The organism is Mycobacterium paragordonae (genome assembly GCF_003614435.1).
Classification (GTDB): Bacteria; Actinomycetota; Actinomycetes; order Mycobacteriales; family Mycobacteriaceae; genus Mycobacterium; species Mycobacterium paragordonae.
In genome coordinates this window covers 5,984,516-6,007,672 of sequence record NZ_CP025546.1, presented here as the reverse complement: position 1 = coordinate 6,007,672, position 23,157 = coordinate 5,984,516, and the positions used below count along the sequence as shown (strand labels likewise).

Genomic DNA, 23,157 nt, shown 5'->3' with positions numbered 1-23,157 from the left:
GAGACAATGAAACTCGACGTCCTTTACAGCGCCGCCAAACATCCCTGGCCGCAGCTTCGCGACAAGGTATTGCAGGCCGAAGCCGAAGGCTTTGGCAGAGCGTGGGTTTTCGACCACATCTCCGGAGCCATGTTGTCCGGGACCCGGATGCTGGAGTGCTTCACCCTTGCCGGTGCACTGGCGGCCGCGACCTCCACCATCGGTAACGGCACCCTCGTGGTGAACGCGGCCAACCGGCCGGCCGGAGTGGCGGTCGCGGCGGCCGCTTCGGTGCAGGAGATCAGCGGCGGGCGTTTCGTCTTCGGCCTCGGCGCCGGTGCCGCACCCGGCACCTCGTGGGCCCGGGAGCACGATCTGCTGAACATCCCGCTGCATGACTCGATACGCGAGCGCCACCGCCACCTGGTTCACGTCCTGGACCTCTGCGACGCTCAGTGGGACCCCGATCGGGCGGAGAGCTGGGCCGGATTCCCGCTCCCGTCCCCCCGCCCGCCGCTGTTGCTCGGGGTCAACAGCCTGCGGCTGGCCAAGATCGCCGGCGCACGATGTGACGCCATGAACATTGCGCTCGACCACCCCCGGATCGCGGAGTTCATCGCGGCGGCCCGCTCCGCCCGCACCGCCTCTGACCTGGCCGGTCGCAGCTTCGAGGTCAATGCGTGGACAGCGCTGAGTGACGCCGCCCTGGATCCGGACGGGGACGCGCAGCGCCGCATCACCGAGCTCGGTGGCGACGGCCTGGTTCTGGTCGCCTAGGTATCGCGGCGGTCGGTAGAGTTGGCCCGGACGCGGAGGCGTCAGAGCCGAGGAGGAACGCAGTGGCCCGGGTGGTCGTGCATGTGATGCCCAAAGCAGAGATTCTTGACCCGCAAGGTCAGGCGATTGTCGGTGCGCTGGGGCGGCTGGGGCATCCCGGAATCTCAGATGTCCGTCAGGGCAAGCGATTTGAGTTGGAAGTCGACGACACCGTGGATGACTCTCAGCTCGCCGAGATCGCGGAATCGCTGCTGGCGAACACGGTGATCGAGGACTGGACCATCAGCCGGGACCCGCAGTGACGGCACGGATCGGCATCATCACCTTTCCGGGCACCCTCGACGACGTCGATGCCGCGCGAGCGGCACGCATGGTGGGCGCCGAGGCGGTCAGCCTGTGGCACGCCGACGCCGACCTCAAAAGCGTCGACGCCGTGGTGGTCCCCGGCGGCTTCTCCTACGGTGACTACCTGCGCGCCGGCGCCATCGCCAGGTTCGCGCCGGTGATGGGGGAAGTGGTCGCCGCAGCGGGCCGCGGCATGCCGGTGCTGGGCATCTGCAACGGCTTTCAGGTGCTCTGCGAGGCGGGTCTGCTCCCGGGTGCCCTGACGCGCAATATCGGGCTGCACTTCGTCTGCCGCGACGTCTGGCTGAGCGTCTCGTCCACCTCGACCGCGTGGACATCGCGTTTCGAGTCCGACGCCGACCTGCTGATCCCCTTGAAGTCCGGCGAGGGCCGCTACGTCGCACCCAAGCAGGTGCTCGAACAACTCGAAGGCGACGGACGGGTGGTGTTCCGCTACCGCGAGAACATCAACGGCTCCCTGCACGACATCGCCGGCATCAGCTCGGCCAACGGACGCGTGGTGGGCTTGATGCCGCACCCCGAGCACGCCATCGAAGCCCTGACCGGTCCCTCCGACGACGGTCTGGGACTGTTCTACTCGGCGCTCGACGCCGTTCTCACTGCCTGACCGGTCAGGCCGACAAGCTGGCGTACGGTGCTGCGGCGCTGCGTAATTCATCGAACGCCACGCTCAGCGCGTCGGTCGCGTCATGCGGATCGTCGAACGTCTGGTCGTCGGTCAGCACCGCGATGCCCAGGCGGTCCGCGTAGCTCCACACGGTGATGTTGACCGGAGCGCCAGGGGAGAGCACTCCCGTCGAATAGATCTCCGTGACCGCAGCGCCGCCCACGAAGCCCCGGGTGCGCGGCCCGATCACGCTGGAAACCGCCACATTCATGATCCTATTCGGTTCTTCGCGGCGGCCCAGCCAGCTGAACAGGGCCGGGGCCAACGGGGCGGGCAGGTACTCCATGAAGCGCCCGTACAGCCGGGGGCCGAGGACTTCGTGGTCTTCCTTTGCGATCCGGGTCGCCAGCGCCACCAGACGCACCCGCTCGACCGGATCGGCGATGTGCACCGGCAACGAGATGGACAGGCCGCTGATCTCGTTGCCGGTCACCCGGTCGGACTTGTCCGTGGCCGTCGGCACCGACGCGATGATCGGGCGCTCAGCGCCCCCTTCGTATTTGACCAACAGTCTCCGCAATCCACCGGCGGCGATCGACAGGATCAGATCGTTGACGGTCACCCCCAGGTCGGCGGCGGTGGCCTTGACATCCCCCAACGGCATTGTGGCGCTGGCGAATCGGCGCTCAGGTGACACCACGTGGTTGAGAAACGTGGGCGGGGCGTCGAACGGCGTGGCCAGATCGGGTTGCGGGCCGCGCTCCCGGTCGCGACGGCGCACCCGGCCGAAGCCGACCGCCGCATCCCTGATGAGTCCCGGCAACGCCAGCAACCGTCGCAGCTGGCTGCGCACCGCCGTCAGCATCAGCCTGGCGGATGTCGCTGCCGGGCAATCGGTTTCGGGCTCGACGGAAGTCACCTCGGTGAGATCCAGCAGGCGGGCGAGCAGGTTCGCCGATGCGATGCCGTCGGCCAGCGCATGGTGCACCTTGCCGATGACCGCGCACCGGCCGCCGGCCAGCCCTTCGGCGAAGTGAAACTCCCACAACGGTCGGCTGCGATCCAAAGGCGTGGAGGCGATTTCGCCGATCACCTCGTCCAGCTCCCGGCGTCCGCCCGGCGCCGGGACCCGAACCCGCCGCAGGTGGTAGTCCAGGTCGACTTCGCAGTTCTCCTGCCAGACCGGGTGGTCCAGCCGCCACGGAACCTCAATGAGCCGGTAGCGCAACGGCTCCAGCAGGCGCAACCGGTTGAGCAGGTGCTGCCGGAAAGCCTCGAAACCGAAGTCGCCGTCGGCGGGAGCTGTCGTCGCGTCGATGACGAACACCTTCAAGGTGTGGGTGTGCAGGTTGGGCGTCTCGCTGTAGAGCAGCATCGCGTCCATACCGTTGAGTCTCTTCATGTCACACCCGCTATCCCAGAATCGGCAGTCGGCGCTGCCCGGCCAGCCGGTCCAGCGCGGCCTGCATGACCGAGCGCACGTACTCGTCGACCTCGGCGACGTCGGGATCGTCGCCGAACCGGGCCACCACGTCGATCGGCTCCAGCACCTCGGTGACCACCTTCGCCGGCAGTGGCACGTTCGGCGGAAACAGCACGCTCAGTCCGAACGGGAACCCGAAGCTCACCGGAAGAATGTCCATCCGGGCCTTGGTCAGACCCAACTTGCGGGCCAGCCAGTTGCCTCGGGTGAGGAACAACTGGGTCTCCTGGGCGCCGATTGACACCGTCGGCACAATCGGCACTCCGGCTTCGATCGCCGTTCTGACATAGCCGGTGCGGCCGTTGAAGTCGACGGTGTTGGCACCCAGCGTGGGCCGGTAGGAGTCGTAGTCACCGCCGGGAAAGACCAGCACTACCGCGCCGGAATGCAGCGCCGCCGCGGCGTTCTCCCGGCTCGCCTCGATCACCCCCAGTCGGCGCAGCCAGCCGTCCATCGGGCCCATGAACAGGCCGTAGTGACCCAGGGTGTAGACCGGCCGGTCGTAGTCGAAGGCGTCGTAGTACGCCGGCGAGAAGATGAACACATCCGGGGTGAACATGCCCCCGGAATGGTTGGACACCACCAGCGCGCCCCCGGCCGCCGGCAGGTTGTCGAGGTGTCGCACTTCGGCGCGGTGCCAGAGCCTGACCGCGGGCGCGACCGTGTCGATGACCTGTTTGGTGAAGGCGGGATCCCACTTGGCGATCTCGCGCTCGTCGCTATTGGTGGCGTTCATACTCCCCGGCTTTCTGTGAGGCGGATTACTCTGTCGGCGCTCTCTACGTCTATAGAGGATATGTTAATCTCAGAATAAGAGAATGTCATTATCAGTAGATGTGGCATACCGCACACGGCGCGAGTTCAGGAGCGAAAATGACCGAAACAGTGCTTGTCACCGGGGCTTTCGGACTGGTTGGAACGCAGACGGTGCGGCAGCTGGCCGCTCGCGGCCACCGGGTGGTCGCCGCGGATCTGGGCACCGCGGCACACCGCCGCGCCGCCAGATCGCTGCCCGAGGGCGTCGAGGCGCGCTGGGCGGACCTCACGGACCCCGACGCGGTGGCCGGTCTGGTCATCGGGGCCGAGCCGACGGTCATCATTCATCTGGCCGCGGTCATCCCGCCGGTGATCTACGGGCAGCCGGAACTGGCGCGGCTGGTCAACGTCGACGCCACGGTGTCGCTGCTGCGGGCCGCCGAGTCCTGCCGGCGGCCGCCCCGTTTCATTCAGGCCTCGAGCAACGCCGTGCACGGGGCCCGCAACCCGCACCGCCACCAGGGTCTGCTGACGGCGCAGACGCCGCTCACCCCCTCCGATCTGTACGGCGCACACAAGGCCGAGGCCGAACACCATGTGCGGCTCTCGGGGCTGGACTGGGTGATTCTGCGCCTCGGTGGGGTGATGAGCGTCGAACCCGGCGCGATGCCCTTCACCGTCGACGCGCTGTTCTTCGAGAGCGCCCTGCCCGTCGACGGGCGGATGCACAGCGTGGACGTGCGCGACGTGGCGAACGCGTTCGCCACCGCGACGACCAGCGATCAGGTGGTCGGCGAGATCCTGCTCGTCGCCGGGGATGAGTCGCACATGCTGCGGCAGGGCGAGGTCGGCGCCGCACTGGCGGCCACCCGCGGCCTCGACAACGTCCTGCCCGTCGGCCGGCCCGGTGACCCGGACAGCGACGAGGATTGGTTCGTCACCGACTGGATGGACACCACTCGCGCGCAACAGCTGCTGTCGTTCCAGCGTCATCCGTGGCCGGACATGCTCGCTGAAATGCGCGCGGCGACCGGCTGGCGGCGATACCCGATGAAATTGGTGGCGCCCGTCGTGCGGCGGCTACTCGCCGGCCGGGCGGCCTACCGCGATGCGCCCGGGTGCCACGCCGACCCGTGGGGCGCCATCCGCGCCAAGCTCGGTGAGCCGCGGCCTGACCGGGTGCTGACCGGCCGTTTGGGCTAGCTTGCGTCGAGCAACAGCGGCGGCGTGGCTAGATCCGCGGCCAGGGTCATCCGGCTGAAGAGATCGATCGCGGCCGCGGTAGCGCGGTCCGCGAACGCCGCGAGATCGTCGAAGCGCACCCGCTCACCGATCCACCGGGACTGCTCGGCCGTGACGCCGATGCGCTGCGGGTCGGACGATCCGTGCACGATCGCGGTGACGTCGCGGTGCTGCTCGTTCCAGCTGCCGGCCAGGTCGGCCAACCGCGCGTGTTCGGAGGCGGCGAAGAAGCACGCGGGGGTGACCCGGATCGTGAACACGTCGGGGTGCAGAGGTGGGATTTCGAGATGAACATGCAGGCGCAGGGCGGTGTTGAGGACGAAGAAGAACTCGCCATCGTGCCGGCCGCGGAAGTAACGCCGCGCCCGGGTGCACAGGTAGCGTTCGATCAGATTGGTGTTCAGCGGCTCGCCCATGGGCTCAGACATGGTCCCATGCTCCGGTGCCCGGCTATGTGGAGCCTTGCGTCCGGGCCAGGAAATCCGAAGAATCAGTTGAGAATTCGCTGAGCGACTCGGCTCACGCGGCGGGAATCCGCGGAATGATTTCGCTGCCGACGATGTCGAGATACTCGGACTCCACGACGTGCGGAATCGTGACGAGAAACTGGTCGATGCCGCAGCGTTGGTACTCCATGATGCGCTCGATGCAGCGCTCGGGCGATCCAGTGATCAGCCCCGAATCGGGGATGGACGCGAACTCGGAGCGGATGCGTGTCTCCTGTTCGGCGGAGCCGGTGGGCGCCAGCAGCACCGTGACCGACATGCGCAGCGTTGCCGGGTCCCGGCCCGCCGACTCGCAGGCCCGGTTCAGAAAGTCGCGACGCTCGCTCACCTGTTGAGCCGACCACCACCGCACGTTGAGACCATGGGCCGACCGGGCGGCGATCCGTTGCACGCGATCGCCCTCCCCGCCGATCCACAACGGCGGATGGGGCCGCTGGACCGGAGGTGGATCGCAGATGGCGCCGTTCAAGGTGTAGAACTGGCCCGCGTAGCTGGGATTGGGCTGCGTCCACACCGCCTTCATCACCTCGAGCGACTCGGCCAGTGCCGAGACTCGTTCGCGCACAGGCGGAAACGGGATCCCGTAAGCGTCGAACTCACGCTGGAACCAACCGGCGCCCAGCCCGAGATCGAGGCGACCTTCGGAGATGACGTCGAGCGTCGCGGCCATCTTCGCCAGCACCGACGGGTGGCGGTAGGAGTTGCACAGCACGCTGGTGCCCAGGCGCAGCCGGGTGGTGTCCCGCGCCAGCGCGCTGAGTGCGGTCCAGCACTCCAGCAACGGAAGTGAGGTGGGAGGTGCGCTGGACTCCGCGCCGCTCGATTCACCGCTGATGCCGGCGTCTTTGACGTAGTCGTCGGGACTGATCGTGAGGAAGTGGTCGCACAGCCATACCGAATCGAAGTCGTAACGCTCTGCCTTATGCGAGACGGCGACCATGTCGGGATAGGCGCTCACTGCCAGGCCGTTGACGGTCAGCGCCAGGATGAGGCCGAATCGAGTGCCGGAAGTCATTGGTCAGTACCCACTTTCGATGATGCCGGCACCTGGGCCGTCGAGATTTCGCGGCAATGTGACGGAGAACCGGTACCGCTCTGGGCGATGGTGGAAGACCACGACTTCGAGAGGTTTGTCGTCTTCGGTGTAGGTGATCCGGTCGACTACGAGGACGGGTGCGCCGGCCGGGAGGTCCAGCGCAGTGGCGATCTCATCCGAAGCCCCCGCCGCATGAATCTCGTAGCCGGCACGACCGATGTGCACGCCCAACCGCTCCCACATCGTGTACGTGGTCTCGGTTGCCGGCATGCCTTTCAGTAACGGCTCGACGGCCGGCCCCAGGCGCGTGGGGAGGTATGCGGTGACGACGGCCAGCGGTTGCTCGTTGGTGCGGAAGAGCCGAACCACGCACAGCACTTCCGGTGCACCGAGGATGTCGGAAATCCGTTGCGGCGCGGCGATAATCTCCTGAGAGAGCACATCCACCTGCGGGGTGATACCCGAGTCGGAGAGCACCTCGGTGATGGTGCGGACGCCGCGGGAGAGTTCTTGCTTGACGGGTTCGGCGACGAAGGTGCCCAGTCCCTGGCGCCGAATCAGCCACCCCTGGTTCTCGAGCATCCCGACCGCCGCGCGCACGGTCACCCGGCTCAATCCGGTTCGATCGATCAATTCCTTTTCGCTGGGTAACCGGCCGCCCTCGGGTAGCCGTTGCGCCACGATCTGTGCTTTCAGGGCCTCCGCGAGTTGGGTGGTCGCCGGCACGCTGCCTCGCGAGATCCGGAGGTCGGCGGCGTCGAGGTCTAACCGCGGATCGGCAGATGTCATAGGACGTATTAAAACGTCTTATGGCATCGACGTCAAGTGCTGTAATGGTCGGGTGGGCTTCGTCGTCGAGCGCTTCGACCATGTGGTGATCAACTGCCGCGATGTCCAGGCCACCGCGCAGTGGTACGAGCGGGTTCTGGGCATGACGCGCGAGACGTTCGGCGAATCCAGCAGAACCGCGCTGCGCTTCGGCGACCAGAAGATCAACCTGCGCCCAATCGGCGCGCTCGCCGACGATCCTGACTGGGTCACCGGTTCGGTCGAAGCGGCGGGCTCGGAAGACCTGTGCCTGATCACCCGCACGACTCCTGAAGAGGTGCGGGCGCACCTCGTCGCGTGTGGCGTCGACATCGTGGCGGGGCCGGTGACACGAACCGGCGCGCTAGGGCCGATGACATCGCACTACTGCCGAGACATCGACGGCAATCTGATCGAGATAGCCGTGTACTGAGCGCCTCTCACAGGGGATAGAGCTCCGGCAGGTTCACCACAATCGCCTCCTGGCTGTTGCGGGCGATGACCACCTCGGCCGGAGTGGCCGGGTCCGGGTTTTCCTCCCGGTGCGGCACGAACGGCGGGACGAAGATGTAGTCACCGGGCTCGGTCTTGATGCGCACTTCCTGTACGCCATCGTGAAAGACGAACTCCGGGTGGCCACTTCGCACATAGATCGCCGTCTCGGACTCACCGTGGTGGTGATTGCCCGACGCCGTGTCCGGTTCGATGTACGTCTCGCCCATCCAGAGCTGCTGCGCGCCCACGGATTTGCCGCTGATGGCGGCGAAGCGTTGCAGCCCGTCGGTCTGGGCGGTATCCGCGTCGAGTTCGGAGGCCCGGATGTGGTGAACGCGCTTGCGGCGTTCGTCAACCCCGCAGGCGTCGGAGGGTGCGGTGGCGCCGGCGTCGAAGTCAGGGTGGAATCCGTCCATCGGGGCTCCTTCTGTCAGACCGCGACTTCCATCAGACCACTTCCATCAGACCACTTCCATCAGACCAAGACGACAAACGAATCGCGATAGCCTTCAAGCAGTCTCAGCCACAGTTCACTGATCGTCGGAAAGCACGGCACGGCGTGCCACAACCGCTCGACAGGGACCTGGCCCGCGACGGCGATGGTGGCCGCGTGCAGCAGCTCGGTAACCCCGGGGCCCACCAGGGTCACGCCGAGTACGTGTCGGGTATCGACGTCCACCACCATGCGGGCCCGGCCGGTGTATCCGTCGGCGAACAGCTTCGCTCCGGTCACCACATCGCCGATCTCGACGTCGATGATCTTGGCGCGGTGGCCTTTCTGAGCGGCTTGCTCGGCGGTCAGTCCGACGGCGGCCGCTTCGGGGTCGGTGAAGAATGCCTGCGGTACGGCGTGATGGTCGGCGGTGGTTGCGTGTTCACCCCACGGCGTGGTGTCGAGGGGCTTCCCGGCGGCGCGGGCGCCGATGGCCGCACCGGCAATGCGGGCCTGGTACTTGCCCTGATGGGTCAGCAGCGCCCGGTGATTGACGTCGCCGGCGGCGTAGAGCCAGCCGTCGCCGACGGCTGTCACCCGGCAGGTGTCGTCTACCTCGAGCCAGCTGCCCGGGGTCAATCCGATTGATTCCAAACCGATGTCGGCCGTCAACGGCACCCGCCCGGTGGCGAACAGAATTTCGTCGACCTCCAAGTCGGTGCCGTCGTCGAGGGTCAGGCCTATCGGGCCTTCCGGGTCCGGCCGCCTCAGCTCGCGGACTGAAACGCCCAGGCGCACATCGACGCCTGCCGCCGCCAGTCCTTGCCCGACGAGGTCGCCGACGAACGGTTCCATTCGCGGCAGCAGCTGAGAACCCCGAACCAGCAAGGTCACCGCCGAGCCCAAACCTTGCCAGGCCGTCGCCATTTCGACACCCACACCACCGGCACCGACGACCGCGAGCCGGCCCGGGACCGAACTGCTGTCGGTGGCCTGCCGGTTGGTCCACGGATTGGCTTCGCTGATTCCGGGCAGATCGGGGAGCGCCGGGCCGGTGCCGGTGCAGATGACGACCGCGTGCCGTGCTTCCAGAGTGACCTGCTCCCCGCTCGCGGTGGTGACCGTGACTCGTCGCGGGCCGTCCAACCGTCCGTGACCACGGATCAGCGTTGCGCCGATGCCATCCACCCAGTCGGCCTGGCCGGTGTCGTCCCAGTCGGTCACGTAGCGGTCGCGGCGGCCGAACACGCCGGCGGCATCGATCTGACCGGTGACCGCCTCGCGTGCGCCGTCCACTCGCCGGGCGTCGGCGACGGCGAGGACGGGACGCAGCAGCGCCTTGCTCGGGACGCAGGCCCAGTACGAGCATTCGCCCCCGACGAGTTCGCGTTCGACGACCGCCACGCTCAGTCCCGCGGCGCGGGCCCGATCGGCAGCGTTCTGCCCGACCGGGCCGGCGCCAAGCACCACAACGTCAAATTCGCCTACAGGCATGGTCAGTTGGTTCCTTTCGCTGGGTGCAGCAGTCGGGCAAGCTCGGGCAGGTCGCGGGCCACGAAATCTGGTTGTGGCAGCGTGTCGATCGGTAGCGGTGCGTTGCCGGGCCGGGTGATCAGCGCCGTGCCGAAACCGACGTTCCGGGCGCCCAACAGATCCCACACGTGCGACGCGACCATCAGGCAATCGGCGGGTGCCACGTCCAGTTCGCGGCACACGTATCGGTAAACCGAGGGTGCGGGCTTGAACGCCTGGCAGGCATCGACCGTGAAGCGCTGTTCGAAAAACTTTGCGAGCCCGGCGTTTTCCAGAGCGGTGGGAACACCCGGCGGGTGGGGAGAATTCGTCAGGGTGACGAGCCGAAAGCCGTTGTCGCGCAGCTCCCGGAGTCCATCGACCGTATCCGGGTAGCCGGGCATGGTGCGCAAACCTACGGTGAGACGGGCGACGTCGTCATCGGTGACGTGGGCGTGGTGGATGTCGGCCAGCATCCGTAACACCCCGCCGGCGAGCGTCGCGAAGTCGACGTAGCTGTCGGACAGTGTTGCCGTCATCGAATACAGGACGAGTTGGTTGAACCATTCTCGCAACACCCGTCGGTCACCGAATAGTTCGTCGAACAACGGCGCCATCGATTCGATATCGAGCAGAGTCTCGTTCACATCGAAAACAAGCACGCGTGGTGTGGCCACCGATCAGCCTCCTCCGCGTCAACCACGATCCATGACCACTACCATCTTGCCGCCGGCCTGTCCGGCCTCCATGACACGGTGCGCCTCGTGAATCTCATCGAAGGAGAAAACCCGCGACGGTTTCGCGTCGAGTTCGCCGTCGGCAACCTGTTTCGCAATGCCCTGCAGGGGCACGTCGGAAACGGGGAAGCCCGGGGTGCCGAAGACGAAGCTGCCGAAGAAGTTCAGGTTCACGCCACTGGCCATACGCAGCAGGGGATTGAAGTCACCGATGGGGTCCAGGCCGCCCAGCCATCCGGCGAGGCAGGCCGTGCCGCCGCGGCGCAGCATGTCGAGAGAGTCGAGAATGGTGCTATTGCCCACCAGGTCGAGCACGGCGTCCAGTTGTTTGGATTCCGGGAGGTGGGCGGCCAGGTCGGTTCTCTCCAGCTCGACACGAGCGGCGCCGAGTCCTTCCAGCATGGGGACCCGTTCGCGGCTGCGCGTCGTGGCGATGACGTGAGCCTGAGCGGCGACCGCCATCTTCAGCGCCGCCTGGCCGAAAGACGATGTCGCACCGCGGATGAGCAGCCGCTGTCCGGCCTTCAGGTCGAGGTTGCGGAACAGGCAGGTCCAGGCCGTCGCATACGTCTCGGGCAGCGCCGCCAATTGAGACCACGGCAGGTCGGATTCGATCAGCGCGACGTTAGCCGCGCGCACGCGCGTGTATTCGGCGTAGCTGCCGTTGATCGTCCGGCCCAGGCCGCCCATCAGCGCCGCCACTTTCGCACCGACCGGAAACTCTCCGCCTGGGCAGGCATCGACGGTGCCGACGCATTCGATGCCGCTGACTTCGGCGGCCTCTGCCCATTCGCCGCGCCGCATATGCAGCTCGGCGTGGTTGATGCCGAAACCCTTCACTTCGATCACCACCTCGCCGTCCTCGGGCAGCGGCTTGGGGATATCGGTGTACGCCAGACTGTCGAGTCCGCCGAACTTCTCCAAAATGATTGCGCGCATGGTCTGTTCGCCGCGCGTCTCGCGTACTACGGCCGGTGCTGTAGGTAATGCGCTCGTCTCCCGCGCGAGGGTGTCCATCGGTGTCTCCCCCAAGTCCAAGTCAACTGGGCTATATCTCCCATTATTATGGGCGGAGCATCCCATAAAGTCGAGACGCCCCGGGGTATCAGGTTTTGACGCGGCGCCGCGCGGGCCGGGGTTCGGCGTCCGTGGCAAACGAACACACATAGTCAACCGCCGCAGTGATCGCGGCGCGCATCGGCTCTGCCTGACCGGTTGCGTGCGTGATCATCGCGCCGCCCTGGTGGGCGATGACCAACGACGCTGCCAAGTGCCGTGGGTCGGCGTCGGGGCGAAGATCGCCTCGTCGGCGCATGGAAGTCAGTCCGGCTGTGAAGATTTCGATCCATTCGTCGTAACCGCGGGCGACGTCGTCATGAATCTCGCTGTCCGCGTCGATCAGTTCGCCGGCCAATGACCCGTACACACACCCGCCGAGCCGGTAGACGGTGTCCACGTCGGCGATACAGGCGTCGGCCCACGCGCGCAGGGCATCGACGTTGTCCAGCGCGCCCATGCGGTCCTGGGCGTGAAACGTTTGGACGTCTTGGCGGCGGGTGGCAATGACCTGACGGATGAGATCGCGTTTGTCCCGAAAATAGTGCGTGATCTGCGATCCGCTCACCTCGGCGCGGGTGCGCACCTCGTCGATGCTGGTGTTGGCCACCCCGCGTTCGAAGACCAGAACGGCGGCGGTGTCGACGATGCGGGATCGCGTGGCCAGTCCCTTCTGGGTGAGCCGCGGGGCGGTTTGGTCCTGTGACGCTCCTTGTGTCCGCTGGACGCGGGCACGTCGGGGCGGTCGGGGCGCTCGTTCGGCCGGGTCGGTGGCGAACATGCGCAGATAGTTGACGGCGAACCGGGTCGCATCCGCGTGCGGCCATTCCGCCCGATAGGTGAAGGCAAGGGTGCCGCCGCCTTGATGAGCGCACACGATCACCGATGCCAGCGCGCGTGGTTGCGCCGCGGCGATCAGCACCCCGTTGTCCTTCATCCGCTGGATCGCTTCCTCGAACAGCGTGATCCACTGCAGGTAACCGGCGGCCAGAGCCTCGCGTGTTGAGTCATCGGACTTGGCCAGTTGTGCGGCGAGAGTGTGATACGTGGGCGTGCCCGTGTATTTGATGCGACGCAGGTAGCGCATGTTGAGATCCAGCCAGCGCTCGTAATCGTCGAAGGTGTCCAGGTTGCCCAGCTTCGGTTGGCGATGGAAGTCCAGCACGACGCCGATCTGCCGGCTGATGACCGCCCGGATCAAGGCTCGCTTGTCGGTGAAGTAGTGCGCCAGTTGGGAACCGCTCACCGACGCGGCCTTGCGTACGTTGTCCATGTTGAACGCCGCCAGGCCCTCGGCGACGATCAATTCGGCGGTCGCCAGCACGATCCGGTCGCGGGTGGCACGCCCCTTGGCGGTCAGCCTCTGTTCGACGTCCGGATCGGCCATCGCGCCAGGCTAACCCGCCACCGGCCGCAGTTTGGGATATTCAGCCCATTGACCGCGTCACGCGGCCATCCGTTGCCCGGCCAGGAAGGTGCGGCACAGTTCAGCGACCTCCGCGTGCGCCGACTCCAGGAGGAAGTGGCCGCCGTCGAGCAGATGGACTTCGGCCTGCGGCAGATCCGTGGTGAAAGCCGTTGCGCCGGCCGGGCCGAAAATCTCATCGCCGCGGCCCCAGACTGCCAGCAACGGAACGCCGGATGCGCGGAAATACTCGTGCAGCCGGGGGTACAGCGGGGCGTTGGTCGCATAGTCGCGAAACAGCTTGAGCTGCACCAGATCATTGCCCGGCCGGGAGATCAGCGCAAAATCGTGATGCCAGCACTCCGGGTCTACCAGCGTCTCATCGGGCACGCCGGTCAGGTATTGCCAGCGGGTCGCGTCCAGAGTGAGGAACTGCCGCACCGCGGCCTCGCTCTCGGCCGTCGGGTCGTCCTGGTAGGCCCACACCGTCTTCCAGAAGTCCTCGACGAAACCGGCGTCATAACCATTGCCGTTCTGGCTGACGATCGCGGTGATCGCGGACGGGTCGCGCAGCGCCAGGCGCCACCCGATGGGTGCGCCGTAGTCCTGCACGTACAGGGCGTACCGGTCGATGCCCAGGCCGCTCAGTAACCCGGCGGTCAGATCGGTCAGTGCGTCGAAGGTGTAGTCGAATTCGTGGACGGACGGCGCGTCGGACAGTCCGAAGCCCAGGTGGTCGGGGGCCACGACGTGGAAGCGGTCGGCGAGTTCCGGGATGAGGTTGCGAAACATGAACGAGCTGGTTGGAAACCCGTGCAGGAGAACAACCGTGGGCGAACGTCGATCGCCGGCCTCGCGGTAGAACAGGCGGTGACCGTCGACGTTGGCATAACGATGGTGAACGGTCGGCATGGCGGTCTTCTGAATGATATTTTGGGTTATGTAACCCATTATGCACAGATCCGGCCGGCGGCGCTAGGGTCAACCGTGGCGACAGGCCATGAGGGAGGCACCGATGGGCAAGCTGGTCTCGGTCAACGTAGGCATGCCCAGGGACGTGCAATGGCATGCCAAGGCGGTGCACACCGGAATCTGGAAGACGCCGGTCGACGGGCCGGTCATGGTGCGCCGCCTCAACATTGACGGTGACGGCCAGGGCGATCTCGGTGGTCACGGCGGCGAACAGCGCGCGGTGCTGGTGTATCAGACCGAGTCCTACGACTTCTGGCGCGATTACCTGCACCGTGAGGATCTGGTGCCCGGTCACTTCGGGGAGAACTTCACGGTGTCCGGGCTGCCTGACGACGAAGTGTGCATCGGAGACCGCTACCGCATCGGCGACGCCGAGTTCGAGGTCACCCAACCGCGCGTCACCTGTTTCCGGGTCGGAATGCGCCTCAGCGAGCCACGCATGCCGAATCTGCTTGTCTCGCAACGTCGGCCAGGCTTCTACTGCCGCGTCATCAGGGAGGGGAGGGTGCGGGCCGGCGACGACATCGAGCGAACCCGACGCGGACGGCACGAACTCAGCGTCGCCGACGTCGACGCGCTGCTCTACCTGCCGGGCCGCAACCTCGAGCAGCTGCGCATGATCGTGGACGTCCCCGAGCTGAGCCCCGGATGGCAACAATCCTTCACCGAGATGCTGGCCGCACATCAGGGCGCGACTACCCCGGCCGGGACGGCGCCGAGCGGTTTCCGCCGACTGCGAGTGACGGCTACCAAACGGGAAACGCCCGCCGTCCTGTCGATCTGGATGACCTCCGACGACGACACCCCGTTGCCGCCGGCGCTGCCCGGTCAGTACCTGACGGTGCGAATACCCGGGGATCCGGCGCAGGTGCGCAGCTACTCCCTGTCCGGTGATCCCCGCGCCGCGGATTACCGCATCAGCGTCAAACGCGAGGAACACGGTGCGGTAAGCCGTTGGTTGCACAGCCACATCGAGCCCGGTGTCGTGGTCGAGGCCGCCGCCCCCCGGGGTGATTTCTACCTCACCGAAGACGACAACAAACCGGTGGTGTTGATGTCGGCGGGCATCGGAGCGACGCCGGTGCTGGCCATGCTGCATGCGCTGTCCGCCGGCGGCAGGGACGTCTGGTGGCTGCACACCACCCGCAACCGCGACTCCGAGGCGTTCGTCGCGGAGGTCGATGAGCTGATCGCGGATATGCCGCACGCGATCCGGCACGTCTTCTACACCGAAACGCAGGGTCGGCTCGACCGGCAGACGATCGCGGAACTGGGCCTGCCCGTCAATGGCGCCGTATACCTCTGCGGTCCAACGCCATTCATGACCGATATGCGGGCCGCGCTGACCACACTCGGATTCGACCCCGGCCGTATTCACAGCGAACTCTTCGGTGCCCGGTCGGCGATCAACCCTGGCGTCGTCACCGCGGCGGCCCGGCCCCCGCACCAACCGGCCGGCGAACCCGGCGCCGGGCCGGCCATCACCTTCGCCCGCAGCGGGTTGACGGTCAACTGGTCAACGCGGTACGGCTCGATCCTGGAGATCGCCGAAGCATGTGACGTGCCAACGCGTTTCTCGTGCCGCAGCGGGGTATGCCACGTCTGCGTCACCAGCGTGGTCGCGGGAACGACGACCTATATCCAGCCCCCCTTGGAGTCGCCCGGACCCGGCGAGGTGCTCGTCTGCTCGGCCGCCCCGGCGAGCGACCTGGTGCTGGACCTGTAGCTACCGGGCGAACGACGTCTCGCCGCCGGTGACGTTGAAGATTGAGCCGTTCACGTAACTGGCGTCCGGCGAGACGAGAAAGACCACCGCGCCGGCGATTTCGCTCGCGCCGGCGATCCGGCGCAGTGCGGTGACTCCGGCCAGCTTCTCCAGCAGGCCGGGCGTGGCCTCGGTTCCGGGAGTGTCGGTGGGGCCGGCCGCCACGGCGTTGACCCGCACGCCGGACTCACCGAATTCGTCCGCCCACACCTTGGTCAGCAGTTCCAGGCCGGCCTTGGTGGCGCCGTAGATCCCGCCTTTGCGTTTCGGGGCCGAGGCGGCAAGCGTGCTGATATTGACGATCGCACCGCGTCCGCGTGCGGCCATGCCCGGTGCCAGTTCCTGCACCAGGATGTACGGGGCACGCATGTTGACGTTCACGTGTTCATCGAAGACGTCATCCTCGGTGTCGACCGTGTCACCGAATATGAAGACGCCGGCGTTGTTGATGAGGATGTCCACGTCACCGGCCTCGGCGGCCAGTCGCCGCACCTGGCCGACATGGTTGAGCTCGGCGGCGACGAATCGTGCCCTGCCTCCGCCACTTTCGATCTCTCGCACCACCTGGCCGCCGCGTTCCGCATTGCGCCCGTGCACCACCACCTCGGCCCCGCGCTGCGCGAGCTGCAGCGCGATGGCGCGGCCGATTCCGGAAGTGGCGCCGGTGACCAGGGCCGTGTAGCCGCCGAACATCGTCATGCGCTCAGTCTCCGGGGGGAGTCAGCGCGACCGATGCCTCGGCGGTGTAGCACAGGAACGTCAGGGTCTCCTGCAGATAGAGCTGCACGGTGTCGGCGTCGTGGCTGAGGTAGCCGATCGATACGTCGGTGCCCAGTTGCAGGTCGAAATCACCACCGCGAGTGGTCAATACGAACGCGCCGTCGATGGCCGGCGCCCAGATGATGTCGCCGTCGACCAACCGGTTCAGGTGTTCGAGGATCGGATAGCCGTGTTCGGTGGTCTCACTGACCTTGGTGTACGTGTCGGCCGACAACAGCACCGAATAGGGGCCGTCGACGCCGGCCAACCGCAGTTCGGTCAGGGCCTGGGTGATCACGTCGGGGATGTCGCGCGGGTCGTCGGGCAGGGTCAGCGGAGGGTTCGAACTGCAGCTGCGGATGCCCTGGATCGACGCCGGGGCATATCCCTCGAAGATGCCGCGGTCCTCGACGAATGCCAGCTTCTTGGCGGCTACCTTGACCGGCTCCCAGTCCGAGTCGTTGGAGCCGCGCTCGACGTCGTCAATTTCGTTGCGGGACAAGGTGAACGGCACGCGCAGTCGCACCAGCGGACGGCTGTCGCGCAGGTGGGCGATGACGCCGTCGGTCGGCGATTCCAGGTCGATCAGCCGTCCCGTGCTGACGGCAGCCGCCACCGGACCGCCGGGCTCACTGACGTCGACGACCCGGCGACCGGCGATGTGCCGCTTGAAAGTCCGTGCCGCCTCCACTTCGATTTCCGCCCAGGCGGATTCGGTGATCGGCGCCAGGTCGCGGTACAGATTGTTCATCGGGAGGTTCCTTTCAGGCTGCCGATCGAGAGTGAGCCGTCATGCGAGGTCGAAGGCGCGGCCGCAGCCGGCGCGGGGGATTGCGGCAACGCCGGTGGGTCGTCGAGAAAGTCGACGGTGGGAGAGAAGAACAGCCCGCCGGTGACGGCGGTCGAGAAGTCGAGGACCCGGTCGGTGTTGCCGGGTGGATCGCCGAGAAACATGTTGCGCAGCAGACGTTCGGTCACCGTGGGTGTGCGCGAGTAACCGATGAAGTAGGTGCCGTACTCGCCCTTGCCCACCTCGCCGAAGGGCATATTGTGCCGCACGATCTTGAGCTCGGTGCCGTCTTCGTCGGTGATCACATTCAGCGCGATGTGCGAGTTGGACGGCTTGACGTCGTCGCCGAGTTCGATGTCTTCCAACTTGGTCCGCCCGATCACCCGCTCCTGCTCGGTGACCGACAGCGAATCCCAGGACGTCATATCGTGCACGTATTTCTGCACGTGCACATAGCAGGAGCCGGCGAAGTCGGGGTCCTCGTCGCCGATTGCGGAGGCGCTCACGGCGATCGGGCCGTCCGGGTTCTCGGTGCCGTCGACGAAACCCAGCAGGTCGCGGTTGTCGAAGAAACGGAAGCCGTGCACCTCGTCGACCACCGTCACCGCACCGGCCATCGCCTTGACGATGCGCCCGGCCAGTTCGAAGCACACATCCATGGACTCCGCGCGAAGGTGGAACAGCAGGTCGCCGGGCGTCGCGGGCGCGGAGTGGCGCGGGCCGGTCAACTCGGTGAACGGATGCAACTCCGCGGGCCGCGGGCCGGAGAACAACCGGTCCCAGGCGTCGGATCCGATCGAGGTGATCGCCGAGAGCCTCTTGGTCGGGTCACGGAAGCCGATCGCCCGCACCAAACCGGAGATGTCGGGCAGCGCGGCGTGGACCGCCTCCTCGCCACCGTCATTGATGGTGGCCACCAGAAAGATCGCGGCTGGCGTCAACGGCGCCAGTATGGGCTGCGGCTGAACAGCGGGCACAGGCAAGACCCTAACTCTCTTGTGCGGCGGCCGGTGCTTAACCTCTCTGTATGGTGGCCACCGCCTCGGGCCTGGGTGAATTCATTGATGCGTCCCCGTCGCCGTTCCATGCCTGTGCCACGGCGGCGACGCGGTTGCGCGATGCCGGATACACCGAACTCAGCGAGCTCGATCGCTGGCCCGAACAGCCGGGCCGCTACTTCACCGTGCGCGCCGGGTCGTTGGTCGCCTGGAGTGCGCAGGCCGGCCTGACGCCGTTCCGGATCGTCGGCGCGCACACCGACAGCCCCAACCTGCGGGTCAAGCAGCACCCGGACCGATGCGTCGCCGGCTGGAAAGTGGTGGCGCTGGAGCCCTACGGGGGCGCCTGGCTGAATTCGTGGCTGGACCGCGACCTGGGCATCAGTGGGCGGTTGTCTGTGCGTGACGGTAGCGGGATCAGTCATCGGCTGGTCCGGATCGACGAGCCGATCCTGCGGGTTCCGCAGCTGGCCATCCATCTGGCTGAGGATCGCAAGTCGCTGACGCTGGATCCGCAACGACACCTCAACGCGGTCCGGGGGGCCGGTGACGCGGCCGAGTCGTTTGTGGGTTACGTCGCCGAGCAGGCGGGAGTGGCCCCGGACGACGTGCTATCGGCCGACCTGATGACGCACGACCTGACGCCCTCGACCGTGGTCGGCGCCGACGACAGCCTGCTGAGCGCGCCGCGGCTGGACAACCAGGCGAGCTGCTACGCGGGACTGGAAGCCCTGCTGGCCCTCGACCTGTCCCTAGACGCGGCGCCGGCCGGAGTCCAGCCGGTGCTGGTGCTGTTCGATCACGAAGAGGTCGGCTCGACCTCCGACCACGGCGCGCAGTCCAACCTGCTGGGCACCGTTCTGGAACGGATCGTGCTGGCCGGCGGCGGCACCCGCGAAGACTTTCTGCGGTTACTGCCCGCCTCGTTGCTCGCGTCCGCCGACATGGCGCATGCCACGCACCCCAACTACCCGGAGCGCCACGAGCCGGGACACCAGATCGCGGTCAATGGAGGTCCGGTGCTCAAGGTGCACCCCAATCTTCGGTACGCCACCGACGGACGTACCGCCGCGGCCTTCGCCGTCGCCTGCGAGCAGGCGGGGGTGCCGCTGCAGCGTTACGAGCATCGGGCGGACCTCCCGTGCGGCTCGACGATCGGGCCGATGGCCTCGGCGCGAACCGGCATCCCGACGGTCGACGTCGGCGCCGCCCAACTGGCCATGCACTCCGCGCGGGAATTGATGGGCGCGCACGATGTCGCCGCGTATGCGGCTGCTCTGCAGGCGTTTCTCGCGCCCGAATAAAGGGCTATACAGAAGCCATGGCACTCAAAGTGGAGATGGTCACGTTCGACTGCACCGACCCGGCGACGCTGGCCGGCTGGTGGGCAGAACAATTCGGCGGACAGACGCACGAGTTGATGCCCGGAGAATTCATCGCCGTGATGCGCGACGAGGGGCCTCGGTTGGCTTTTCAGAAGGTGGCCGACCCGACCCCCGGGAAGAACCGCGTGCACCTGGACTTCGGCGCCGAGGACATGGAAGCCGAGGTTGCCAGACTGACCGCGGCCGGTGCCAGTGAGATAGAACGGCACAGCTTCGGCGACAACTTCCACTGGGTGGTGCTCGCCGATCCGGAGGGCAACCAGTTCTGCGTGGCGGGTACCTGACTCAACCCCGGCCAGCGGTACTCAACCCCGCCAGCGGTCGAAGTCAGCTGGTTTTCCGGCGGGAACCTAGACTGTGGTCCGTGACGAGCCCCCACGTGACTGACACCGTCGAGCACGCCGCGAACAGCCCCGACCACGCGCAGCCGTTTCACGAGTTGGGCCTCAAGGACGACGAGTATCAGCGGATTCGCGAGATTCTCGGGCGCCGGCCCACCGACACCGAGCTGGCGATGTATTCGGTGATGTGGAGCGAGCACTGCTCGTACAAGTCGTCCAAGGTTCACCTTCGGTATTTCGGTGAGACCACCACCGACGAGATGCGGACCGGGATGCTGGCCGGCATCGGCGAGAACGCGGGCGTCGTCGACATCGGTGACGGGTGGGCGGTCACCTTCAAAGTGGAATCGCACAACCACCCCTCGTACGTGGAGCCCTACCAGGGGGCGGCCACCGGCGTCGGCGGGATCGTCCGCGACATCATGGCGATGGGTGCGCGGCCGGTCGCGGTGATGGACCAGCTAAGGTTCGGCGCCGCCGACGCGCCCGACACCCGCCGGGTCCTCGACGGTGTGGTTCGCGGCATCGGCGGCTACGGCAACTCGCTCGGGCTGCCCAACATCGGCGGCGAGACGGTCTTCGACGCCTGTTACGCAGGCAACCCGTTGGTGAATGCGTTGTGCGTCGGCGTATTACGGCAGGAGGACCTGCATCTGGCGTTTGCCTCCGGCACCGGCAACAAGATCATCCTGTTCGGGGCGCGCACCGGCCTGGACGGCATCGGTGGGGTTTCGGTGCTGGCCTCGGACACCTTTGACGCCGAGAATTCCCGCAAGAAGCTGCCGTCGGTGCAGGTCGGGGACCCCTTCATGGAGAAGGTGCTCATCGAGTGTTGTCTCGAGCTGTATTCCGGCGGCCTGGTGATCGGCATCCAGGACCTCGGCGGCGCTGGATTGTCCTGTGCCACATCGGAGTTGGCGTCCGCCGGGGACGGCGGCATGGCGATCGACCTGGACACGGTGCCGCTGCGCGCCAAGGAGATGACCCCCGCCGAGATCCTGTGCAGCGAGTCGCAGGAGCGGATGTGCGCGGTGGTCGCGCCGGAGAACGTCGAGGCCTTCATGGCGGTGTGCCGCAAGTGGGAGGTGCTGGCCACCGTCATCGGTGAGGTCACCGACGGCGACCGGCTCCGCATCACCTGGCACGGCGAGACCGTGGTCGACGTGCCGCCGCGCACGGTGGCCCACGAGGGACCGGTGTATGAGCGTCCGGTCGCCCGGCCCGACACGCAGGACGCGTTGAACGCGGACTCGTCGAAGAAGTTGCCCCGGCCGGCCTCCGGGGACGAACTGCGTGCGACTCTGCTTGCGCTGCTTGACAGTCCGCATCTGTGCAGCCGCGCGTTGATCACCGAGCAGTACGACCGGTACGTGCGCGGCAACACCGTGCTGGCCGAGCACGCCGACGGCGGTGTGTTGCGCATCGACGAGGCGACGGGCCGGGGCATCGCGCTGTCCACCGACGCCTCGGGGCGCTACACCAAGCTGGATCCCTATACCGGTGCGCAGCTCGCGCTCGCCGAGGCTTACCGCAACGTGGCCGTCACCGGCGCCACCCCGGTCGCGGTGACCAACTGCCTCAACTTCGGCTCGCCGGAGGACCCGGGCGTGATGTGGCAGTTCTCCCAGGCGGTGCGTGGGCTGGCGGATGGCTGTGCGGCGCTGGGCATTCCGGTCACCGGCGGCAATGTCAGTTTCTACAACCAGACCGGGTCGTCGGCGATCCTGCCGACGCCGGTGGTCGGGGTGCTGGGAGTGATCGACGACGTGGGCCGGCGCATTCCGACCGGCTTGGGCACCGAACCGGGGGAAAGTCTGCTGCTGCTCGGCGACACCCGCGACGAATTCGACGGTTCGATCTGGGCTCAGGTGACCGCCGATCATCTGGGTGGGCTACCGCCGGCCGTCGATCTGCAGCGCGAGAAGCTGCTGGCCGAGGTGCTTGCCGCCGGCTCGCGCGACGGGCTCATCACCGCCGCGCACGACTTGTCCGAGGGCGGCCTGGCGCAGGCGATCGTGGAATCGGCCCTCGCCGGTGAAACGGGTTGTCGCATCGTGCTTCCCGAGGGTGCCGACCCCTTCGTGACGCTGTTCTCCGAGTCCGCCGGGCGGGCGCTGGTCGCGGTGCCGCGCACCGAGGAGAGCCGGTTCCGGTCCATGTGTGAGGCGCGGGGACTGCCGGCCGCCCGCATCGGCGTCGTGGATCAGGAGTCTGGCGCGGTGGAGGTGCAGGGGCTGTTCACGGTGTCGCTGGCCGAGTTGCGGGACACGTCCGAGGCGGTGCTGCCGCGATTCTTCGGTTAAGGCTTCGCGCACTGGGTTTGGCCGCCGCTCTGGTGGGCTGGAGCTTTGTCAGTCCGCGGTTACCGCCGGCGTACCGAACACCGGTGCAGGCCGCCGCCGGCAGCCTGCTGGCGTTGATGACGCGCGCGCCGTTGGGGTTTCGCCCACCACAGGTGTGGACCGGATTGCGACTGGGCTCGACGGTAGCGGCGCTCGTGACCGCCACCATTTTGGGGACGACGCCGGTTCCGAAGGTGCGCCTGTCGATGTCGGCGCGCGAGGTGCCCGCGTCGGTGCCAGGCTGGCTGGGTTGGCAGATTCCGGTCGGCACCGTGTGGGCCGAGGAGGCCGCCTTCCGCGGGGCGCTGGGCAGCACGGCCGCGCAGGGCTTCGGCGTCACGGGCGGGCGGCTGCTGCAGGCCGGCGCATTCGGTTTGTCGCACCTCGCCGACGCGCGTGCGCTGGGTGAGCCGCTGCTGCCGATCGTGGTGGTCACCGGCTTGGCGGGCTGGGTGTTCGGCTGGCTGGCCGAGCGCAGCGGAAGCCTGGCGGCGCCCATCCTGGTGCACCTGGCCATCAACGAGGCGGCTGCCGTGGCTGTGGTGTTCGTGCAGGGCCGTCGTTGAGAGCCGGAAGTGGAACGGCTCACACGGCGCGCGAACTGGCGG

General features: G+C 67.1%; 24 protein-coding genes. 10 read left to right on the top strand and 14 right to left on the bottom strand.

The features are described 5' to 3' along the window. Nucleotides 1-6: 6 nt before the first annotated feature. The 3 genes from C0J29_RS26835 (at nucleotide 7) to purQ (ending at nucleotide 1,729) form a co-directional block, all read left to right on the top strand. The gene (locus C0J29_RS26835) at nucleotides 7-756 is read left to right on the top strand and encodes an LLM class flavin-dependent oxidoreductase (RefSeq protein ID WP_120794082.1); all 750 of its coding nucleotides are present in this window, start codon (nucleotides 7-9) and stop codon (nucleotides 754-756) included. Nucleotides 757-818: 62 nt separating this feature from the next. Next, complete coding sequence (gene purS / locus C0J29_RS26830; RefSeq protein ID WP_055581507.1) at nucleotides 819-1,058, top strand: phosphoribosylformylglycinamidine synthase subunit PurS; 240 nt, start codon at nucleotides 819-821, stop codon at nucleotides 1,056-1,058. Continuing rightward, the gene (purQ, locus tag C0J29_RS26825; protein ID WP_065162390.1) at nucleotides 1,055-1,729 is read left to right on the top strand and encodes a phosphoribosylformylglycinamidine synthase subunit PurQ; all 675 of its coding nucleotides are present in this window, start codon (nucleotides 1,055-1,057) and stop codon (nucleotides 1,727-1,729) included. The genes purS and purQ overlap by 4 nt, the downstream gene beginning before the upstream one ends. A 4-nt stretch (nucleotides 1,730-1,733) precedes the next feature. On the opposite strand, the gene C0J29_RS26820 is transcribed toward purQ, so the two are convergent. Together C0J29_RS26820 and C0J29_RS26815 are read right to left on the bottom strand one after the other, a co-directional pair. Next, entirely contained in the window at nucleotides 1,734-3,131 is a 1,398-nt protein-coding gene (locus C0J29_RS26820) for a WS/DGAT/MGAT family O-acyltransferase (RefSeq protein WP_120794081.1), read from the bottom strand. Between the two features lie 10 nt (nucleotides 3,132-3,141). Then, nucleotides 3,142-3,948, bottom strand: coding sequence for a lysophospholipid acyltransferase family protein (locus C0J29_RS26815; protein ID WP_120794080.1), 807 nt, complete (start codon nucleotides 3,946-3,948; stop codon nucleotides 3,142-3,144). Nucleotides 3,949-4,085: 137 nt separating this feature from the next. Here C0J29_RS26815 and C0J29_RS26810 point away from each other — a divergent pair, with 137 nt between their 5' ends. Continuing rightward, nucleotides 4,086-5,171: an NAD-dependent epimerase/dehydratase family protein gene (locus C0J29_RS26810; protein ID WP_120794079.1), complete on the top strand. Its 1,086-nt coding sequence runs from the start codon at nucleotides 4,086-4,088 to the stop codon at nucleotides 5,169-5,171. Here C0J29_RS26810 and C0J29_RS26805 read toward each other — a convergent pair. The 3 genes from C0J29_RS26805 to C0J29_RS26795 form a co-directional block, all read right to left on the bottom strand. Further along, nucleotides 5,168-5,638: a hypothetical protein gene (locus tag C0J29_RS26805; protein WP_240744065.1), complete on the bottom strand. Its 471-nt coding sequence runs from the start codon at nucleotides 5,636-5,638 to the stop codon at nucleotides 5,168-5,170. The genes C0J29_RS26810 and C0J29_RS26805 overlap by 4 nt on opposite strands. Before the next feature lie 91 nt (nucleotides 5,639-5,729). Further along, on the bottom strand, nucleotides 5,730-6,731 hold the full coding sequence (locus C0J29_RS26800) for a TIGR03619 family F420-dependent LLM class oxidoreductase (protein WP_120794077.1): 1,002 nt from the start codon (nucleotides 6,729-6,731) through the stop codon (nucleotides 5,730-5,732). Nucleotides 6,732-6,734: 3 nt separating this feature from the next. After that, nucleotides 6,735-7,541, bottom strand: a complete 807-nt coding sequence (locus tag C0J29_RS26795; protein WP_120794076.1) for an Rv0792c family HTH-type transcriptional regulator — start codon at nucleotides 7,539-7,541, stop codon at nucleotides 6,735-6,737. A 52-nt stretch (nucleotides 7,542-7,593) separates the two neighbouring features. On the opposite strand from C0J29_RS26795, the gene C0J29_RS26790 reads away from it, so the two are divergent. Beyond that, nucleotides 7,594-7,992 carry a VOC family protein gene (locus C0J29_RS26790; RefSeq protein WP_120794075.1) on the top strand — a complete coding sequence of 133 codons (399 nt, stop codon included), beginning with the start codon at nucleotides 7,594-7,596 and terminating at the stop codon, nucleotides 7,990-7,992. Nucleotides 7,993-7,999: 7 nt separating this feature from the next. Here the strand turns inward: C0J29_RS26790 and C0J29_RS26785 are convergent, their stop codons facing one another. The 6 genes from C0J29_RS26785 to C0J29_RS26760 form a co-directional block, all read right to left on the bottom strand. After that, complete coding sequence (locus C0J29_RS26785; RefSeq protein ID WP_120794074.1) at nucleotides 8,000-8,470, bottom strand: cupin domain-containing protein; 471 nt, start codon at nucleotides 8,468-8,470, stop codon at nucleotides 8,000-8,002. Nucleotides 8,471-8,529: 59 nt separating this feature from the next. Continuing rightward, complete coding sequence (locus C0J29_RS26780; protein ID WP_120794073.1) at nucleotides 8,530-9,981, bottom strand: dihydrolipoyl dehydrogenase family protein; 1,452 nt, start codon at nucleotides 9,979-9,981, stop codon at nucleotides 8,530-8,532. Nucleotides 9,982-9,983: 2 nt separating this feature from the next. Next, the gene (locus tag C0J29_RS26775) at nucleotides 9,984-10,676 is read right to left on the bottom strand and encodes a haloacid dehalogenase type II (RefSeq protein WP_120794072.1); all 693 of its coding nucleotides are present in this window, start codon (nucleotides 10,674-10,676) and stop codon (nucleotides 9,984-9,986) included. Between the two features lie 18 nt (nucleotides 10,677-10,694). Next, nucleotides 10,695-11,753 carry a zinc-binding alcohol dehydrogenase family protein gene (locus C0J29_RS26770; protein WP_242460557.1) on the bottom strand — a complete coding sequence of 353 codons (1,059 nt, stop codon included), beginning with the start codon at nucleotides 11,751-11,753 and terminating at the stop codon, nucleotides 10,695-10,697. 88 nt (nucleotides 11,754-11,841) lie between these two features. Then, nucleotides 11,842-13,179, bottom strand: coding sequence for a TetR/AcrR family transcriptional regulator (locus tag C0J29_RS26765; RefSeq protein WP_120794070.1), 1,338 nt, complete (start codon nucleotides 13,177-13,179; stop codon nucleotides 11,842-11,844). Between the two features lie 57 nt (nucleotides 13,180-13,236). Continuing rightward, nucleotides 13,237-14,109 carry an alpha/beta fold hydrolase gene (locus tag C0J29_RS26760; protein ID WP_065046986.1) on the bottom strand — a complete coding sequence of 291 codons (873 nt, stop codon included), beginning with the start codon at nucleotides 14,107-14,109 and terminating at the stop codon, nucleotides 13,237-13,239. A gap of 103 nt (nucleotides 14,110-14,212) precedes the next feature. Between C0J29_RS26760 and C0J29_RS26755 the strand changes: the two genes are divergently transcribed. Next, complete coding sequence (locus C0J29_RS26755) at nucleotides 14,213-15,895, top strand: MOSC and FAD-binding oxidoreductase domain-containing protein (RefSeq protein ID WP_120794069.1); 1,683 nt, start codon at nucleotides 14,213-14,215, stop codon at nucleotides 15,893-15,895. Here the strand turns inward: C0J29_RS26755 and C0J29_RS26750 are convergent, their stop codons facing one another. From C0J29_RS26750 to C0J29_RS26740, 3 genes are read right to left on the bottom strand one after another with little or no spacing between them, the layout of a single operon-like run. Continuing rightward, nucleotides 15,896-16,633 carry an SDR family NAD(P)-dependent oxidoreductase gene (locus tag C0J29_RS26750; protein ID WP_308494759.1) on the bottom strand — a complete coding sequence of 246 codons (738 nt, stop codon included), beginning with the start codon at nucleotides 16,631-16,633 and terminating at the stop codon, nucleotides 15,896-15,898. A 4-nt stretch (nucleotides 16,634-16,637) separates the two neighbouring features. Next, a complete protein-coding gene (locus C0J29_RS26745) occupies nucleotides 16,638-17,444 on the bottom strand; it encodes a family 1 encapsulin nanocompartment shell protein (RefSeq protein ID WP_065046992.1) in 807 nt (268 codons plus the stop codon). Beyond that, the gene (locus tag C0J29_RS26740) at nucleotides 17,441-18,466 is read right to left on the bottom strand and encodes a Dyp-type peroxidase (protein ID WP_162951558.1); all 1,026 of its coding nucleotides are present in this window, start codon (nucleotides 18,464-18,466) and stop codon (nucleotides 17,441-17,443) included. Before C0J29_RS26740 ends, C0J29_RS26745 begins: the two co-directional genes overlap by 4 nt. A 44-nt stretch (nucleotides 18,467-18,510) precedes the next feature. On the opposite strand from C0J29_RS26740, the gene C0J29_RS26735 reads away from it, so the two are divergent. From C0J29_RS26735 to C0J29_RS26720, 4 genes are all read left to right on the top strand, one after another. Continuing rightward, the gene (locus C0J29_RS26735) at nucleotides 18,511-19,785 is read left to right on the top strand and encodes a M18 family aminopeptidase (protein ID WP_120794067.1); all 1,275 of its coding nucleotides are present in this window, start codon (nucleotides 18,511-18,513) and stop codon (nucleotides 19,783-19,785) included. 17 nt (nucleotides 19,786-19,802) lie between these two features. After that, the gene (locus tag C0J29_RS26730; protein ID WP_120794066.1) at nucleotides 19,803-20,150 is read left to right on the top strand and encodes a VOC family protein; all 348 of its coding nucleotides are present in this window, start codon (nucleotides 19,803-19,805) and stop codon (nucleotides 20,148-20,150) included. 95 nt (nucleotides 20,151-20,245) lie between these two features. Continuing rightward, nucleotides 20,246-22,510, top strand: a complete 2,265-nt coding sequence (gene purL / locus C0J29_RS26725) for a phosphoribosylformylglycinamidine synthase subunit PurL (protein WP_120794065.1) — start codon at nucleotides 20,246-20,248, stop codon at nucleotides 22,508-22,510. Further along, entirely contained in the window at nucleotides 22,498-23,115 is a 618-nt protein-coding gene (locus C0J29_RS26720) for an Rv0804 family intramembrane glutamic endopeptidase (protein WP_197748255.1), read from the top strand. The genes purL and C0J29_RS26720 overlap by 13 nt, the downstream gene beginning before the upstream one ends. The last annotated feature ends 42 nt before the right edge of the window (nucleotides 23,116-23,157 follow it).